Raw genomic sequence first — 17,724 nt, 5'->3', positions numbered from 1 at the left:
CTAGGAGGCGATCCCCACATGCACTGGCGAGCCATTGTTCGCTTGTTCGGTATCCTGTTGCTGCTCTACAGCGTCAGCTTCCTACCGTCCATCCTGGTCTCTCTCTGGTACGCCGACGAAGAATGGCAAGCCTTTGCGCTGTCTTTGTTATTCACCGCCAGCGCGGGCCTGATCCTCTGGCTGCCGAACCTGCGTGAGCGCGACCAGCTCTCGGTGCGCGACGGCTTCCTGATCGTCACCCTGTTTTGGGCGGTGCTTGGGATGATCGGTGCGCTCCCGTTCATCCTCGGCCTGGAGTGGGGCGTCACCGATGCGGTGTTCGAATCCATCTCCGGGTTCACCACCACGGGAGCGACGGTGATCGAGCATATTGACAGCTTGCCGCCGTCGATCCTCTACCATCGCCAGCAGATCCAATGGCTCGGTGGCATGGGCGTGATCGTGCTTGCGGTGGCGATCCTGCCGCTGCTCGGCGTCGGCGGCATGCAGCTCTATCGGGCCGAGACCTCCGGCGTCGCCAAGCACGAGAAGCCAACCCCGCGCATCGCCGAGACCGCGCGCGTGCTCTGGACCCTCTACTTCGCGCTCACTGCCGCCTGTGCACTGAGCTACTGGCTGGCCGGCATGAGCCCCTTCGATGCCATTGGCCATGCCTTCACCACGGTGGCGACGGGCGGTTTCTCGACCCATGATGCGAGCATCGGCTATTTTGACAGTGTTGCGATCGAGCTGATCGCGATCGGCTTCATGGTCGCCGGCGGGGTCAACTTCGCCGTCCACTTCCTGGCTTGGCACAAACGCAACCTCAGTGCCTATCTGAGAGATACCGAGGTCTTGGCCTACCTGCTGATCTTCCTCGGTGGTGTGCTGCTAATCAGTGCCAGCCTATTCCTGACCACGGCCTACGACACGATCTGGGAGGCGCTGCGTTACGGCTCCTTTCAGGTCGCCTCCATCCTCACCAGCACTGGCTTTGGGACCGCTACCTTCGGTCTTTGGCCGCTGCATATCCCGCTGCTTTTGGTGGTGCTGTCCTTCACCGGCGGCTGTGGCGGCTCCACCGCAGGGGGCATCAAGGTGTTGCGCGTGCTGATCCTGGCCAAGCTGGGCATTCGCCAGCTCAAACAGCTGGCCCATCCGCATGCGCTGATTAACGTCAAGGTCGGCAATCGGCCGATCATGGAGGACGTGCTGTTCTCGATTTGGGGCTTCTATGTGCTCTACGTGCTGGTCTGTCTCGCCTTGACCATCGCGATGATGGCTGCCGGGCTGGACCTGGAATCGGCATTCGGCGCCGTCGTCGCGACCGTCAACCTGCTCGGCCCAGGTCTCGGTGAGGTTGCAACGAGCTTCGCGACTGTCGATGCAACCGTCAAATGGCTCGGCGTCTTCGGTATGCTGGCCGGGCGGCTCGAGATCTTCACGCTGCTAATCCTCTTTCTTCCCGCTTATTGGCGCCATTGAGGTGGTGGGATGGGCAACATCCCTTGCGCGATCTGCGCTTGCTACTGAGCGCTAGGACTGGGCCGCCGGGCCGCTGAAGCCGAGCACCTGCACCGCAACCTCACAGTCGCTGGCAGCGACGCTGCTCCCAGCGCCAAGGCTGGCCAGGATCAACAACAGTGCGGCGAGTCGCCATCGGCTTGGTTGTCGGGCCTCGGCATCGCCGCTGTCATCGGGCTCGTCCTCGCGCTGCGCGTCATCGCCGTCGGCATAATCCAGCAGTAGCGCCGCCTTCAGACTCGCCTCGAAGGCCAGCGCGCGCTGCAACGCGCGCGCACAAGGCGCGCACTGCGCCGCATGGGCTTGGAGATCGGCTTGTCGTCCTTGTGGATCGACCAACAGTTGGCGACGAAAGGAGAGACAGTTCATGGGTTGAGCCTTCTGCGCGACGCGGATAGCGCTTGGAATATCGGATGAAGACCCGCCGCGCGCAGCAGATCTTTCGAGCCGATGAGGGATGTGGCTCGGGCGCACTGCAGCGATCCGATACCGCGTTGCAACGGATCGTGTTAACGAAACGTTCTGTTGGCCTTGCTCGCTTTCTCGAAAGTCAATCAAAAACAACGCATTAAAAGCTGGCATGGGAGCTGCGATAGCGCAGACAGATCACTCATCGACTTCGGGAGTTCTTCCATGTCTGTTTCTGCTGCACTCGCTTCCGCCCCATCGACCACCGCCAGCGAGGCGCCGAGCTTCGAGGCCCTCGCCGAGACCCATCGGCACAGCCTCTTCAAATACGCCTACCGGCTCTCCGGTAACAAAGAGATCGCTGAAGACCTCGTCCAAGACAGTCTGCTGCGGGCCTGGCGCTCGTTCGGTCGGCTGCAGAATCCGGCTGCTGCCTTGGGTTGGATGAAGACCATCGTGCGCCGTGAGAATGCGCGCCGCTTCGAGCGCATCCAACCGCGCGAGAGCGCGATGCCGACCGAGGAGCTGCCGGCACAGCATGCTCAGGACTATGACACCTCCACCGACGCCTTTGTCTTGCGCCGGGCGCTCCGTGCGCTGCCGGCGGAGTATCGCGAGCCGCTAATCCTGCAGGTGCTGCATGGCTATTCGCAGCAAGAGATCGCCGCGAGGCTCGGCCTCACCGCTGCAGGGGCTGGCACGCGGCTGTTCCGGGCTCGCCAGAAGCTGCGCGATGCGCTGGGTGAGCGCGGCTGATGGCCATCGCGCGTCCAAGTGACCGGGGCTCGGTCTCACCTGCTAGCGAGATCGATACATCGCTGTCACGATGCGTTGTCAGCAGCATTCAACCTAGAAAGAGCAGTTAAACGGTCGTCAGGGTGCGTCCCGCGTGGTGTCCAGCAAGGCACAACAAGGCGGAATAGTCGCTCTATTCCAACGCGTTGTAACGCAGCTGGGCGCCGCGCGGGGCGTGCCCTGGCGGCCGTAGCGCCGTTCACCAGATGGGTGACTCTCCAATGCCTCCAGAGTACGAGCAAAATCAGATCCTTGCATGTGAGGCTAAGCGGTCAACTGCTCTTTCTAGGTTCAACGTCGGATCGGCAGCAGGGTTTGCAGTTGAGGCAGGGCGACGGCGAGCAAGCCCAGAGCGGTGGTGGCGAGAAAAGGCGCATTCCAGGCGCGTTCCAGCACGAATAGGCCGAGGATACCGAGGCCGGCCAGGGTTTGTGCAGCGGGCAGAGCGGTTGCCGACGAAGGCACTCGGGTGCTCAGCGACGGCGCCCGTGCCCCCGGTTTATCGGAGCGGATGAAGGCCGATGGCCGACCGGCGAGACCTTCCAGCGCGGCACGGCTGTTGGATAGCAGTAGACCGCCCAGCAGAAACATCGCGCTCAGCGTCTCGAGCAGGCTGCGTGGCCAGGAGTCGCCCGCCAGCCGGCGGCCAAAGGCAAGGAACAGGCTGGCGCCAAGCAGGCCGCCAAGACCGATGACCGAGAGCGCTGCCGCGACGCTGCCATGCGGCGGATTGTCGAGGATCACGCCCGGCAGGGAGAGCAGAAGTGCACAGGCGGCGAGGGGAAAGAACAGGCCTTGGGCGATCTGTAGCAGCACCGCCAGCCGCGTCAGCATTGGCCAGGGCGCTTGAAACAGACGCGGGCCGAGCTTGCGCAGGACTTGCACATGGCCCTTGGTCCAGCGGAACTGCTGCTGCTGCCAGGCGCGCGTCGAGGTGAGCAGTTCGCCAGCAACCGGCACATCATCGAGAAAGATACCGCGATAGCCGGCGAGCTGGGCGCGCAGACTCAGGTCGAGATCTTCGCTCAGCGTGTCGCCCTGCCAACCACCCGCGTCAGCGATGACCGCCGTGCGCCAGAGGCCGCAGGTGCCATTGAAGGCGATCGGCAAGCGGTGGCGATAGCGCCCGGCTTGTTCAACGCGAAAGTGGCCATCGAGCAGTGTCGCTTGCGCTCGGGTCAACCAGCTGACGCTGGGGTTGCGGTGCGCCCAGCGGGCTTGGACAAAACCGACGCTCGGGTCATCGAGCAAGGGTGGTAAAGTGGTTTGTAAGAAGTCCTGCGGCGGCAGGAAGTCGACATCGAACACGGCGACGAACTCGGCCGCGTTGCCTGCTAAACCGACCGCCAGCGCGCCAGCCTTGAAACCGCTGCGATCGCTGCGTTGGATGACATCGATCGGCAATCCGCTCTGTGCCGCGACCTGCTCGGCAAGCAGACGATTGTTCGCGGCCGAGCCGTCGTCGCTATCGTCCAAGAGTTGGATCGAGAGCTTGCTGGCGGGATAGTCGAGGCCGGTCACTGCTTCCAAACAGGGCCGAACCAGCAGGCCCTCGTTGAAGATGGGGATCTGCACGAGGACAGTCGGCCAAGCCTCCGCTGGCGCTATCAACAGAGGTTTGCTTGCACCTTCATCGATCGCGGAACGCCGCAAGCGCAGCAAGACCAGCGCGCCGAGATTGATGCCGAGTATCGCTATCAGTACGAGTGGCAGGATCGAGAGGGCCTGGGTAAACAGACTGAGGCTGAGCCAGAGGTCAGGAGAAACGGAGAGCATGAAGGGTTATCCCCGCGCGCGGTGGGTGCCGAGAACGATCGACGGGAGGCGGGCTCGGACTGAGGCGCTCAATCGTCGCACAGTTTCGGTGGATCTCAAATAGCGCGCCTTGGCGAGTGCTTACGTCAGGATGTCTTCGCCAGCGCCATGAACTGCGAGGAGCCCATCAGCATTCTGCCTTCGTCGGTATCATTCGGTATTGGCAAGGCCGGGACCACAACCCGGCCAATCTGATCTGATCATCCAGCCGGCAACAGGTGATACGGCTGCGGCCGGTCGCTCCGAAATCGGGAAGCGATTTCTGGACAGTCACTAAAGGGGCGAGCCGGGGGCAGCAGAACAGAGGGCAACCTGCATGGGGCGCAGTTGCCGAATGTTCCTGGCGCCACTGTGACACCAAACTGCCGGAGTCGCGCACCGCGCTGTATCCTCCGGGTTTAGGCGCGGGGGTCGCTGACCACTTTGTTCACCCAGGCCTTTACCCATGTCGTTGTCCCGGCACCTCGCTAGTCTGAGCTTTCAAGTCGCCGCGGCCTATCTCGCGCTCGGGCTGCTGCTGACTGTGGCAAGCCTCTACAGCCTCAGCGCCTTTCAACGCCAATTGGGCGCGATTGAGCTGGTCAACCGGGCCGGGCAGCTCGAGCTGGCGGTGGAGCAGATGCACGCCCAGGCGATGAACTATTGGCAGAACGCCCCGCGCGACTATCCGACCTACTACCGCGATGTGCGTCTCTACTACCAAGACCTGCTGGCACAGATCGCGACCATCGATGGCATCGTCGACAACTTCATGAGCGGCGACTTCAGCGACACCATGCCGATGCCGATGCCGGCCTGGCTGCAGCCGCACCTCGGCCTCGAGGCCGAAGCGGCGATTGTCGCGCTCGAAGACACCTGGGAGGCGTGGCGCGCGAGGCTCTTTGATGCCCTAGGTGACGACGAGAACGAGCCGCGCCTGGAATGGACCGCTGAGCAGGTGATCGAAGACCACAGCCGGTTGAACGCAGCGGTTGAGGTCTTCGCCGAGGCGCTGCGCCGCTGGTCCGCGCGCGAATACCAGCTGATGACCCAAGGCACCCTAGCAGCGGCCGGGATCACCCTGGTAATTGCCGTGCTCCTGCTCTGGCTGCTGCAGTGGAAGGTCTTAGCGCCGCTGCGCCGCACCACAGCCGGCTTTCAGCGCGTCGCCGATGGTGACTTTCGCGATCAGCTGCCGGTGGTCGGCACCACCGAGCTGCAGGATCTCAGCAGCAGCTTCAATCGGCTCTCCGAGCGGCTTGACCTGCTCTACCGACTAATCCACGCCCTGCAGCAGGGTCAGGACCTGGATCAGCTGATGGGGCTGCTCAACACCGAGTTCAGACCGCTGCTGGGCTGCGACTGGAGCGGCCTGGTGTTCATCGATGAGCGCCGCGCCAGCGCCCGCGTCGAGACCAGTTGGCTCGACGGCCTGCCGCAGCCGGGCGCTCAGCGGCTGTACCGGCTGCAGGGCACGCTGCTCGAGCGCGTCCTGGCCGATGAGACGCCGTTACATGTTCAGGCGATGGCCGAGCGGGCGAGTGCCAATCCAGCCTATGAGTTACTGCGCCATCTGGTCGCGCTGGGCATGCGCGACGCCATCTTCTTGCCGCTGACGCCGCAAACGCAGACCCCGATCCCGGCGGTGGTGGTGTTCGCGACCCGTGATCCCGCTGGGTTCGGCGATGCCCGGCAGCGACTCCTGGGCAACATCGGTCAGCTGCTCACGCAGGGGGTCGGGCGCACCGCCCGCCTGGCCGAGCAGGGTCGGCTCGCCGCCATCGGCGAGTTCGCATCGGGCATCGTGCACGAACTGCGCACGCCGTTGAGCACCATCGCCATGGCCCTCAATTTCCTCGCCGAGCGCACCCCGGAGCTGCGGGCCAAGCGCCGTGTGGACCTAGCGCTGGGGGAGGCCGAGCGCACGCGCCGACTGCTCGAGGAGATCCTGCTCTATGCGAAGCCTTTGAGTCTGGACCCGCGTCCAGTGGCGCTCGCGCCACTGCTCGAGGAGCAGATCACGATGGCGGCCGAGCGCCATCCTGGGCATGCGATCCGGTTCGAGCAGGCCTCGGACGGACTTCAGGTCCTGGCCGATCCGGATCGACTGCGCCAGGTCCTGACCAATCTTACCGACAACGCTTGCGAGGCTGCGCCTGTGGGTAGCGTCGTCACCTGGCGGATCGCTGGGGCTGCTGAGGCTGCCGAGACTGCAGGGACTGCTGAGAACGCCAAGCAAAGCGGCGCGGACGAGATTCGGCTGTCGGTGCACAACACTGGTGAGCCGATCCCGGCGGATCGCTTACCGCGCCTGACCGAACCCTTCTTTAGCACCAAGGCCAGCGGTACCGGGCTGGGGCTGGCGATCGTCGCGCGGTTGGTCGAGCAGCATGGGGGCCGCCTCTCAATCCAATCGACGGTGGAGCAGGGTACCTTGGTCGAGATCCTGTTGCCGCGATGGGTCGATGAAGCGCATGGGACTGCAGCTGACCCCAGCAGATAAAGTCACCACGGAGACACGAAGGGCACAGAGAAAGACAGGCATCCGTAACCTCCGTGTACCCCGTGCCTCCGTGGTGACACTGAATGATGATCGTCAGCGCTTCATGACCCGCAGTTGGTATTTCTCAATCTTGCGATCCAATGCCGGGCGCGAGATGCCGAGGATCTCGCAGGCCTGTCCCTTGTGCCCCTGGGTGTGATCGAGCACCCGCTGAATATGCACGGCGGCGACCTCATCGAGGCTGCGCAGCACCGACGCCTGATCGCCCGCTGATCCGCTGGTATGACCGTTGGGCTCAGCCAGCGAATCCCCGCCGATCGGACCTTGCTGACCGGCACTGCCGCCGCCAAGCTCAAGCATCTCCGGGGTGATCAGCGCATGGTGGGTCTGTAGCAAGGCTTGGCTCAATCGGTTTTCCAGCTCGCGGACATTGCCGGGCCAGTCGTTCTCGCTCAATCGTGCCAGCGCGGCTGGCGTGATGGTCGGGATTGGGCGCTCAAGCCGAGCCGCGATGCGCGCGAGCAGCCCTTGAACCAGCAAAGGGATGTCCTCGCGGCGCTCACGCAGCGGCGGCATGCGGATCTGAATCACCTGCAGCCGGTAGACCAGATCCTCGCGGAAGCGCCCGGCGGCGGCCTCAGCAAGGAGATCCCGATTGGTGGCGGCAATGATGCGCGCATCGGTGCGGATGGACTCCTGACCACCGACGCGTTCGAAAACATGCTCCTGTAACACGCGGAGCAGCTTGGCTTGCAGCGCCGGGGCCAACTCGCCGATCTCATCAAGGAACAGGGTGCCGCCCGCAGCCTGCTCAAAGCGTCCCTGCTTGCGCGCCTGGGCGCCGGTGAAGGCGCCTTTTTCATGGCCGAATAGGTCGCTCTCAAGCAGGGTGTCGACGATCGCCGCGCAGTTCACTGCGATGAAGGCTCCGGCACGGCCGCTGTGCTGATGGATCAGCCGCGCGACCACCTCTTTGCCGGTGCCGGACTCGCCCGTGATCAAAATCGTCGCCTGGGTGCGTGCGCTGCGGGCGATGGCTTTGCTGATGCTCAGCATGGCGTCGCTGCGACCGATCAGATCCCGGGGCGCCGCGTCCTCAGATGAGTCGGCAGCCGGGCTGTCGCTTGTCTGGCTGAGTGCTTCGCGCTCCCGTAACAGGCGCTGCACGGCCTGGGTCAGCTCATCGGTGTTGATCGGCTTGTGCACGAACTCCGCGGCCCCGCGCTGGATCGCTGCGATCGCCAGCTCCAGGTCATGCTTGCCGGTCATCATCAGGATCGGCAACTGCGGGTCGATCTCGAGCAACGGGCCGATCAGCTCACTGCCGAGCCCATCGGGGAGCTGCTGATCGAGTAGGACCAGGTCGAAACGCCCTTGGCGCGACTGCTCGAGTCCAGCCTGAGCCCGCTCAGCATGGGTCACGGCAAAGTCCAGATCCTCAAAGTGCATCGCGAGCATCTCGCCGAGGGCGCGATCATCTTCGATGATGAGCAGGCGTGGGGTCATCGCGTCGTCCTCTCAGGTGTCGGAATTGGGCTTGGGCTGTAGGGGTTGGGCGGTGGCCTGTGCCTCCTCTGGCAGCGCTGGTCGGGGTTTGCGCGCTCGGCCTGTGCTCACAGTGCAATGATCACGCGTGCGAACCGGTCTGACCTCTAAGATCACTGTAAGTGACGATGTTAATGGACCCCTGGAGAATGCAATGTCTTTCAACTTTCCTGATCAGGATACTGAATCGGCGCCGAAAGAGGCCGTCGCGGCGCTGACCGACGCCGAGCGCCGCTTCGGCATGCTGCCCAACCTGATGCGCAAGATGGCCACCGCGCCGGCGCTGCTGAAGGGCTACCTGGCCCTCGGCGAGCTGTTCGAGCAGACCTCGTTCTCGCCCGCGGAGCAACAGGTGGTGCTACTGAGTGTCAGCCGCGAGAACCGCTGCGACTACTGCATGGGGGCACACAGTGTGCTCGCGGACATGGCCGGTGTGCCCAAGCCGGTGACCGATGCGCTGCGGGCGGGCCAACCCTTGCCTGATCCACGACTCGAGGCCCTGCGGCGCTTCACCACTGCGGTCGTCGAGGCGCGCGGCTGGGTCGATGCGGCAGAGGTCGCCGCGTTTCAGGAGGCCGGCTACGACGCGCAGCAGGTCTTGGAGGTGGTGCTCGGGGTCGGTATGAAGACCCTGTCGAACGACACCAACCACATTGCTGGCACCGAGCTGGACGCTCCGTTTCAGCATCGCGCCTGGCAGGCGAGTGAGGCCGATGCCTGAGGTTGATTGGGCACACGCACACGACTTGCCAACCTGTTCAGACGCCCGAGATCGATGGTCCTGCTGAAGGCAACCTGGATCTCAGCTTCTGAGACCAGGATCTCGAATCAGCCAGCCGGCCTCTGAGGCCGCTGCAAGCAACGCCGAGTCCATGGTGCGAATCGGCGTTTGCATTGTCTTTCGTGGTTTTCGTTGTCTACACTGCAGCCCATTGATTCTTCGCCTCAGGCCCCGCGCGATGACGCCACTGGGACGGATCACGCTGCTCCTGCTCTCGGTCATCAGCCTCGGAGCTGTCGCTGTGCCGGCGTCCGAGCCTGTGCCCAAGCCCAAGCCCCTGCCAACGCAGCCTGATGCGAACGCCATCATCGTCGAGGAGATGGCCCCGCTGCGCGAGGCCCTGACCCCCCTGATCCAGGCCGCGCAAGCCGACTACGCGATCCCCGGTCTCAGTCTGGCGCTGGTGCGCCACGATCGCACCCTCTGGCTCGAGGGCTTCGGCCTCGCCGAGCCCGAGCAGCAACGCCCGGCCCAGGCCCAGACCCGCTACCGGGCCGGCTCCTTGGCAAAACCGATCACCGCGCTGCTGGTCCTGGCGCAGCAGGCCCAAGGCAGGATCGACATCGACCAGCCGGTCGGCTCAGCGCTACCGGGCTTCCGCCTCCAGAGCCGCTTCGACCAGACCGCGCAGCCGATCACCCTCCGCCAGCTCCTGGGCCATCATTCCGGGCTGCCGTCCGATCTGAACAAGGGCCTCTGGTCCGACGAGCCCTTCACCCAAGTGCGCGAGCGCTTGCGGGATGAGTATGCCGCCTTTCCCCCGAACCTGATCTTCCACTACTCCAACCTCGGCTACAGCCTGCTCGGTCATCTGCTGCAGGTCGTCACGCAAACGCCCTTCGCCGAGCACGCCCAGCAGACGCTGTTTGAGCCGCTGGGCTTATCGCAGACCCGATTTGCCGCCCAGCCGACACGCGATGACGCCTTTGCCATGGGTCACCGAAACGGCGATCGTTTTGCGCCGCTGCCGCTGCGCGATCTGCCCGCGCAGGGCTTGGAGACCAACGCCGCGGACATGGCGCGCCTGAGCATCGCGCTGCTCTGTGCCGGTGAGCTTGAAGGCAAACAACTCATTGAGCCGAGCCTGATCGAGGCGATGATCGAGCCGCAGAATGCCGATATCGCGCTCGACAAGGGCCTGAGCGTCGGCCTCGGCGTCTTCCTCGAGCAGCAGAGCATCCTCGGAGCGACGCGCGTCGTGCGCCACAGCGGCAACAGCCTCGGCTACACCGCCGAGTGGGTGCTGTTGCCAGAGCAAGGTCTGGGCGTGGTCGTCCTGGCCAACGCTGGCCATGCCGAGCGCGTGGTCACGCCGCTGGCCGAGGCCATCCTCACCAATGCCATGACGCTTGAGCCCGAGCCGATCCCGGCTGACCTGTTCGTCGCGGCCGCGAAGACGCCGCCAACGCCAACCGATGCGACGGAGCCGACAGAGACGCTCCCGGCCGAGGGCCATTTCGCCACCGACCTTGGTCTGATCGCGATCCAGCCACAGCGGGATCGCCTCTGTGCCTGCATGACCGGCGAGCAGCTCGACCTGATGCCCTATCCACAAGGCTGGATCGGCGCCGCGCCGTCGGATCAACGCGGCGACGCGTCCGAGTCCGAGCCCGCGCGCCTGGGCAGCGCAAGCCTGCGCCGACTCCGGGAGCTGCGCCTCCAAACGCGCCTCATCGAAGGCCGCGAGGTCCTGGTTGCCGATACCCCGCAGGGTGAGCGCATCATCGGGGAGAAGGTGCCGCAGGAGCCGGTTCCGCAGGCCTGGCAAGAGCGTCTCGGCGCATGGCGCATCCTCAATCCAGACCCCGGCTTTCCGGTCACCGACCTCCAGCTCAAGCTCACCGATGGCAAGCTCTGCCTCAGCTATCGGATGCCAGTGCTCTCGCCGGACCGGATTCAGGTGCCGCTGCGCGCGGTGACCAACGAACGCGCGATCCTGCTCGGACTGGGGCGCACGCGCGGGGATTCGGTGCAGATGGTTGATCACGAGGGCCAGGCTCGGCTGCGTTGGTCGGGCTATCTGGCCGAGCCGGTTGACCAGAACGGTGAACCAAAGGCCTCATCTGCCGGTGCTCAGTTCGCCCGATAGACCGCCGTCTCGGGGTGAAACGCATACCAGGCGAACCAGAACAGCGTCGTGGCTGGCAACGGATGCCCCTCGGCATCAAAGGCCTGCGCACTCGGCTGTGCCCAATCGAAGCGCACCTCAATGGACTCACCGCCGAGCTGATCGGAAACGCTGCCATCGGTCTGCGAGAGCTCCGAGAATGGATACGCCTTGAACTGTCCATTGACCTCAACCCCGAGCACGCGCTCCTTCGGGTGATAGCGCTTGGAGCGCGCGCTGACCGGGAAATAGAGCTCATCATGGCGGCTGTAGCCGCCATACGGAGCGCGGTCATAGTCGCGGCGCTCGCCGGTCTCCGTGGAGAGAACCTGGGTCTGTGGATGGGCACGGCGCCAGGCGCCCCAGGTCGTGTGGGCCAGGGGGAGCGCGGTCAGCTCGGTTCCGACCAATGGGCCGGCGATGGCCTGCTTGGCGATCTGACTCCAGAGGCTTTCGGTCTGGCGATCGTAGAGCAGCAGGTCGCTGTTGTAGAGCAGCCCGGAGACGCCAAAGCTGAGTTCACGTCCCGCCTGCTCGGCGCGGAACGCGATGCCTGAGCCGCACAAGGGGCAGTAGGTGATGGCAATCGGCTCGCCCTCGATGCGGTCGTTGACGATCTCATGCCAATCCATGATCTTGATCGGATAGGCCCGGGCCTCGCCTTGGGCGACCAGCCCCAGGACCTCATCGTCTCGGGCGAGAAAGTCCACGGCATCGGCTTTGATGAAGCGCGGCTGGTCGATGGCCGGGATGCCATCGCGATCCGGGCCGCCGGAATGGATTTCGGCGACCGGAACCAAGCTGTTGTCGAGATCAAAGCCATTGAGCTGTCGTGCATTCGCGGCGCCGTCTAGCAGCAGGCTGGCACCGAGGGCGACGAGACCGGCGACGGCAAAGACCGCCGGGAGTCGTTCTGAGCCGAGACGTTGAGTCATGCGATGGCTCCTTGGTTCGCCGGGGATCGGAGGGGATCAGGATTACGCGGTGGCTCCTTGGCTCACTACGGTTGAAAGAATCAAACGCGCGTCGCAGTGAACCTTGCCGTCGCCTGGCCAGACCCGGTGCCGCGCCGATCCAGCCAACGCCCGATCCAATCATCGACCGACAGAGTGCGCCCGGCGCCGATGAAGAACAGCGCCACCAGCATGATCAGATAGGTGGCGGCGAACTCGATGCCGTTGTTCAGGATCACCAGACTGCCGTTCTCGGTCAGCCACTCATAGTGGCCATGCTCGCGCAGGATCTCCTTGGCACGGTCCAGGCGCTCAACGGCGCCGATGGTGCGCTCATTGGCGAACAGCGAGCTGCTGCCCTCGGCGATCGCCAGCCAGCCGTGCTGCCAGTGCACCGTCACCATCGCCACGATCATGGTCACGATCAACGGCACCGAGATCAGCCGCACGCCAAGGCCAACCACCAATAAGACCGCGCCAACCGTCTCGGTTGAAGCCGCCAGGAACGCCATCACCGTCGGAAAGGGCAGGCCCAAGCCCCAATCCGGATTGCCAAACCAGGCCACCGTGCTCTCGAAGTCGGCGAACTTCTTGGTCCCCGCCATCCAGAAGATCGGCGCCAGATAGAGCCGCAACAGCAACGGCGCGATGAAATCGACGCGGCGCGTGGCATCGAGCAGGCTGCGCGCCTGAGTCAGAAGACGGATTACCATGGGAACATACTCCAGTCGGGTTGCTGATCTCTGATAGCCAACAAGACCCGAGCGGCGCGGTTGATCTTTCGCGGAGGATGGCAAGATGTCTGAAGCAAGCGACCCGAGCGCGCCGCCCACTCAGGAGCAGGCATTTGAGTGGGCACCTAAGCCGGCAGAGGCACAGGCGCAGGCGCAGCAGCTACGTCGGATCTTCGACCACGCCAACGATGCGATCCTGCTGATCGATCCCGAGCACGACCGCATCCTCGACGCCAACGCACAGGCCTCGCGCATGCTCGGCTACGACCCGAGCGAGCTGACCCGCGAGGTGCGCATCTCCAGCGTGCATCCGCACGAGATGGAGCGCCTGCGCCGGTTCGCCCAGGATGTGAAGACCCGCGGCCAGGGCTGGACCGACGAGCTCAGCTGCATGCGCAAGGACGGCGTTCAGCTGCCCTCTGAGATCTCCGGCTCGGTGGTCCAGGTCGATGGGCGCGATTGCATCATCGCCATGGTGCGCGATGTCTCCGCACGCAAGGCGGCCGAAGAGGCGTTACGTCGCAGCGAAGCCCGCTTCCGGGCCTTTGTCGAGAACGCCGGCGACGGCTTCTTCCTAGTCGCCAGCGACGGACGCATCATCGATACCAATGCCCGGGCTGCCGAGATGCTTGGCTACCAGCGCGCGCAGGAGTTGGTTGGCCGCTCGGTGCTCGAGATCGATGTGGGCCTGACCCCAGACACCTTCGCGCAGCTCCTTGCCGAGCTCGAGATCGACCAGCCCCGATTACTCGAGAGCCGGCATCGGCGCCGCGACGGCTCGGTGTTCCCCAGCGAGGTCAGCCTCTGTGCCCACGGCGAGGCGCAGGCGCCGAGCTATATCGCCTTGCTGCGCGACATCAGCCAACGCAAAACCGCCGAGGCCGCCATCGCCCGCCTCGCCGAGATGGGCGAGTTCGCGGCGATGATGGTGCACCAGATCCGCAATCCGCTCTCCACCATCCGCATGGCGCTGGATTATCTCGGCAGCCAGGCGCTCGGCGACGCGCCGAGCAAACGGCTCAGGCTGGCCCAACGCGAGTCCGACCGTCTCGGCCGGCTGCTCGAGGACGTCTTGGCCTATGCCGGCCGGCGCGCCTCGTCGTCAGAGACGATCGTGGTCGACGCGCTGATTCGCGAGCTGCTACCGGCGCTGCAAGCGCTGCCGTCGGTGGCTGATCGCCCGCTGCAGGTCGACTTGGGACTGCCGCAGACCGCGATCCAAGCCGATCCGGCGCAGTTGCGCGAGGTGCTGATCAACCTCGTCGTCAATGCCTGCGAGGCGGTCGCCACAAGCGAGCCGGTGTCGCTGTGCACGGGCCGGCAGCCGGGCACGGCGAGCCCGATGATTGAGGTGCGCAATGGCGGCGAGCCCATCCCGGCGGAGGTGCTCGAGCGCATCGGCCAGCCGTTCTTCTCGACCAAAGACGCCGGCAATGGCCTCGGCGTGGCCTATGTGCGGCGGGTTGCCGCGGCGCATCACTGGGCGTTCTCGCTCGAGTCGACGGCCGAGACTGGGACTGTTGCGCGGTTGCTGTTGTAGCCAGGTCTGTCAGCGTGGGGCCCTTTGCTCGCTGATGCCTGGATTGCCGGCTGGGGCGTTCTGGGCGGTCAACGGCGCTGAGCCGCTGGTGTTGAAAGCGCCCTGAGCGGCATCAGCAGGCCCCTCCGATGTGAGTCGGCGCAGCAGATGATCAGGCGAACCGGATCATTGGGCACCGAGAGACGGATGTCTATTTTGCGTATGCTGTGGCCTCAACATGAGTGTGGATGCCGTTCAGCAGGGGACTCGCCGAGGCGCTGGCCGACATCGCGTCCCTATTTGTCTGATGGAGGCTGGGATGACAGCAACATACGCGTTCGATCAGCGCCCGCTCGACCTAGTATCACGCCCGCGCGGCGTCGAGCGATTGGTCGTCGGCCAGCCGACCAGCGATGGCGCCGGCGTGAAGCTCACCCGCGTGCTGACGCCATCCTTGCAGCAACGGCTTGATCCGTTTCTGCTGCTGGACAACTTCGACAGCGACCAGGCCGATGACTACATCGCCGGTTTTCCCGAGCACCCGCATCGCGGTTTCGAGACCGTCACCTACATGATCAACGGGCGCATGCGCCACCGCGACAGCGCCGGCCATGAGGGGCTTGTGGGTCCTGGCAGTGTGCAATGGATGACCGCCGGTCGCGGCCTCATCCATTCTGAGATCCCGGAGCAGCAAGCCGGGCGGATGGAGGGGTTTCAGCTCTGGCTCAATCTGCCAGCAGGCGACAAGCTGCGAGCGCCCTGGTATCGCGACATCCAGGTCACCGATCTGCCGGGCTTCACAATCGAGACCGGGGCTGAGGTGGTACTAATCGCGGGTGCGAGTCATGGCCTGCAGGGGGCAGTGACGCGTCCGGTGACCGAGCCGCTGATCCTGGATCTGCACCTGAGTCCGGGTGGCCAGTTTGCGCAAACCTTGGCGGCGGAGCGCAATGCCTTCGTCTATGTCTATCGCGGTGAGCTGCGGATCGCCGGGACGCCTGTGCTTCGCAAGCAGATGGCGATCCTCGAGAACCGTACCGATAGCGATGGCCTGTTGGTCGAGGCAGGTGCGTCCGAGACGCGTGCCCTGTTGATCGCCGGCCGGCCGTTGAACGAGCCCATCGTGCAACATGGGCCGTTCGTGATGAACAGTCGTGAAGAGATCCATCAGGCGGTGCTGGATTTTCAGGCTGGCCGGCTGGCGGGCTAAGGACAGCGAAGCACCGCTCGGTGCGATCGAGCTGCCAGCGCTCGTGCTTGACGGTGCAGCTTGGGCCTTATCGGAGCGTTGCGGTAACCCTGGCGATGAAATCCGCAACCGCATCGGCATAGGCGGCCGTGTTGGCCAGCTCATGACCGCCCTGCGCGAGGACATGCAGCGCCGCGCTCCCCGACGCCAAGGCCTGCGTCTCCTGCGCATCGACGACCTCATCATCCACCGCGACCAGGATCAGGCCCGGCACCGACGGATCCACCGGCTCCTGCTCATAGGCCCGATAGGCGAGGGCATCCTCCAAGGTCCAGTCGAAGCTCGCCTCGACATCGAAGCGCTGCAAGCGGCCCTGATAACGCGCCAGTGTTGCCGATGGCCGCAGTGCCGGATTCAAGCCAATCCAGGGGTAGCCGTGCCGCGCGCCGAGGTAGCGCGCCCAAAACCCGCCTAGACTACTGCCGACCAACAGCTGTGGCGCGAGTGACCTGCTCAGCGCCGCCTCGGTTGCTCGCAGATAGTCCTCGGGCCGATAGCCTCCCTGGGTGGCCAGACAATGGACCTCATGGCCGAGCGCCCGCAGCAGATCGACCTTGGGGCTGTTGGGCTTCGGCCCACTGGCAAAGCCGTGCAGATAGAGGATCAGGGCCATGGTCAGACTCCGGTTGCGGGGAGAACAGCGGTGACGGTGGCTTGGCAGACGCTGGGACTGCATCGGCGGCGCGTTCTGCAGCATCACCGGCGCAATCTGCGGCATCATGCCGGTTTTGACGCATCCGGCTCAAATCGCCTGACCGATCCGGCCACCATGACTGATCACACTCAAAACAGCCCCGCCTATCAGTGGCTGCTGCATCCTGACAGCGCCTGCGCGGTGGCCGACTACCGCCAGCAACTGGCTGAGCAAGGTCTGGAGCAGGCTGGCGCCTACCTGCGGGACCAACTGCGTGATCAAGCGCCCGATAGCCTCAGCGATGCCGCCTTCCTCGAGTGCCTGGTCCGCACCAAACGCCCGCTGATCTTCGTCGAGTCGGCGGTCTATGGCGATGGTCGCGACTGGTCAACGACGGAGCTGTCGTTGCTCGGCAATCTGGGCGTCGCCGTGCCGGTGCGGATCTTTGATGACGGCCGCCATCACCGTCCAGCCGTGCATCCCGAGCCGCTGTCGGCAACGCTCCTGTTCATCCCTGGAGCGTTGCTGCGCAATGGTCGTGGCTGCGTGCCGGCAGATTGGCAGGCCGTCACCCAAGACGGACAGCTCGACCCCGCCGGCTATCGCGCCCTCTACGAACGCCGCTTGCTGCCGCTGCTGCGCTACGCGGACCTGGATGCCGCCGAGCGCGGGCAGACGGCCCTGATCACCGTTCCTGGACTCGGCTGCGGTCAGTTCGCCGGCCCTTTTGCCGGCAGGCTTGGCGAGGAGCTCAAAGGCGCGCTGATCGCAGTGCTCCAACGTCATGCGCCACAGCTGCCGCATAGTCGCCTGATCTACTACGATCCCTACAGCGAATGCCGCAATGAGCGCCACGACGTCGATGCGCTCTCGCTGCGCGTGCGCCCGCTACTGCAGGGCAATGCCGAGCGTCCGCAGCTGTGCGCGCCGACGCACTATGCCGAGGCCGGCGATGAACTCAGCGACTGCCGACTCTACAGCATCGTCGCCTGGGATCAGGTCTCCTGGCCGGGCAACGATTATTGGGGTGGTGCGCGCATGACCGACGACGGAGTCAAGGCCGCCGCGAGTGATCTGATGCGAGTCATCACCGGGGTCGACGGCGCTTATGACGCGCGGGCGAGCGGTTATCAGCCTCCAGAGCCCTATTCGACCTGGGAGGCTTTGGTGCAGGATCGGGGAACTCGGCTGCAGTTGAA

14 protein-coding genes are annotated in these 17,724 nt (G+C 64.8%); 8 read left to right on the top strand and 6 right to left on the bottom strand.

Translation table 11 applies throughout. The features are described 5' to 3' along the window. The first annotated feature begins 18 nt into the window (after positions 1-18). The gene (locus tag VBE63_RS15075) at positions 19-1,464 is read left to right on the top strand and encodes a TrkH family potassium uptake protein (RefSeq protein ID WP_323683851.1); all 1,446 of its coding nucleotides are present in this window, start codon (positions 19-21) and stop codon (positions 1,462-1,464) included. Between the two features lie 51 nt (positions 1,465-1,515). Here the strand turns inward: VBE63_RS15075 and VBE63_RS15070 are convergent, their stop codons facing one another. Continuing rightward, positions 1,516-1,872, bottom strand: coding sequence for a hypothetical protein (locus tag VBE63_RS15070; protein WP_323683850.1), 357 nt, complete (start codon positions 1,870-1,872; stop codon positions 1,516-1,518). A gap of 264 nt (positions 1,873-2,136) precedes the next feature. Between VBE63_RS15070 and VBE63_RS15065 the strand changes: the two genes are divergently transcribed. After that, positions 2,137-2,667 carry a sigma-70 family RNA polymerase sigma factor gene (locus tag VBE63_RS15065; RefSeq protein ID WP_323683849.1) on the top strand — a complete coding sequence of 177 codons (531 nt, stop codon included), beginning with the start codon at positions 2,137-2,139 and terminating at the stop codon, positions 2,665-2,667. Between the two features lie 330 nt (positions 2,668-2,997). On the opposite strand, the gene VBE63_RS15060 is transcribed toward VBE63_RS15065, so the two are convergent. Continuing rightward, positions 2,998-4,482 (bottom strand): glycosyltransferase, encoded by a 1,485-nt coding sequence (locus VBE63_RS15060; protein WP_323683848.1) that lies wholly within the window; start codon positions 4,480-4,482, stop codon positions 2,998-3,000. Between the two features lie 484 nt (positions 4,483-4,966). On the opposite strand from VBE63_RS15060, the gene VBE63_RS15055 reads away from it, so the two are divergent. Next, positions 4,967-7,003 carry a sensor histidine kinase gene (locus VBE63_RS15055; RefSeq protein WP_323683847.1) on the top strand — a complete coding sequence of 679 codons (2,037 nt, stop codon included), beginning with the start codon at positions 4,967-4,969 and terminating at the stop codon, positions 7,001-7,003. A 93-nt stretch (positions 7,004-7,096) separates the two neighbouring features. Here the strand turns inward: VBE63_RS15055 and VBE63_RS15050 are convergent, their stop codons facing one another. Further along, complete coding sequence (locus tag VBE63_RS15050; RefSeq protein ID WP_323683846.1) at positions 7,097-8,509, bottom strand: sigma-54 dependent transcriptional regulator; 1,413 nt, start codon at positions 8,507-8,509, stop codon at positions 7,097-7,099. 193 nt (positions 8,510-8,702) lie between these two features. On the opposite strand from VBE63_RS15050, the gene VBE63_RS15045 reads away from it, so the two are divergent. Next, entirely contained in the window at positions 8,703-9,269 is a 567-nt protein-coding gene (locus tag VBE63_RS15045; protein WP_323683845.1) for a carboxymuconolactone decarboxylase family protein, read from the top strand. 238 nt (positions 9,270-9,507) lie between these two features. Next, entirely contained in the window at positions 9,508-11,418 is a 1,911-nt protein-coding gene (locus VBE63_RS15040) for a serine hydrolase domain-containing protein (protein ID WP_323683844.1), read from the top strand. Here the strand turns inward: VBE63_RS15040 and VBE63_RS15035 are convergent. Both VBE63_RS15035 and VBE63_RS15030 read right to left on the bottom strand, forming a co-directional pair. After that, positions 11,403-12,371 (bottom strand): DUF3179 domain-containing protein, encoded by a 969-nt coding sequence (locus tag VBE63_RS15035; RefSeq protein WP_323683843.1) that lies wholly within the window; start codon positions 12,369-12,371, stop codon positions 11,403-11,405. The genes VBE63_RS15040 and VBE63_RS15035 overlap by 16 nt on opposite strands. A gap of 80 nt (positions 12,372-12,451) precedes the next feature. After that, complete coding sequence (locus VBE63_RS15030) at positions 12,452-13,102, bottom strand: DoxX family protein (RefSeq protein ID WP_323683842.1); 651 nt, start codon at positions 13,100-13,102, stop codon at positions 12,452-12,454. Positions 13,103-13,187: 85 nt separating this feature from the next. Between VBE63_RS15030 and VBE63_RS15025 the strand changes: the two genes are divergently transcribed. Next, the gene (locus VBE63_RS15025; RefSeq protein WP_323683841.1) at positions 13,188-14,663 is read left to right on the top strand and encodes a PAS domain S-box protein; all 1,476 of its coding nucleotides are present in this window, start codon (positions 13,188-13,190) and stop codon (positions 14,661-14,663) included. A gap of 298 nt (positions 14,664-14,961) precedes the next feature. Next, complete coding sequence (locus tag VBE63_RS15020) at positions 14,962-15,852, top strand: pirin family protein (protein ID WP_323683840.1); 891 nt, start codon at positions 14,962-14,964, stop codon at positions 15,850-15,852. A gap of 67 nt (positions 15,853-15,919) precedes the next feature. On the opposite strand, the gene VBE63_RS15015 is transcribed toward VBE63_RS15020, so the two are convergent. Beyond that, complete coding sequence (locus VBE63_RS15015) at positions 15,920-16,612, bottom strand: YqiA/YcfP family alpha/beta fold hydrolase (RefSeq protein WP_323683839.1); 693 nt, start codon at positions 16,610-16,612, stop codon at positions 15,920-15,922. A 48-nt stretch (positions 16,613-16,660) separates the two neighbouring features. Here VBE63_RS15015 and VBE63_RS15010 point away from each other — a divergent pair. After that, a partial coding sequence (locus VBE63_RS15010) for a hypothetical protein (protein ID WP_323683838.1) occupies positions 16,661-17,724 on the top strand: 1,064 nt, incomplete at its 3' end.

Source organism: Lamprobacter sp., assembly GCF_034860625.1.
In the GTDB taxonomy this organism is placed as follows: Bacteria; Pseudomonadota; Gammaproteobacteria; order Chromatiales; family Chromatiaceae; genus Lamprobacter.
The sequence above is the reverse complement of the archived record's forward strand: the minus strand, read 5'-3'. Positions and strand labels throughout refer to the sequence as shown.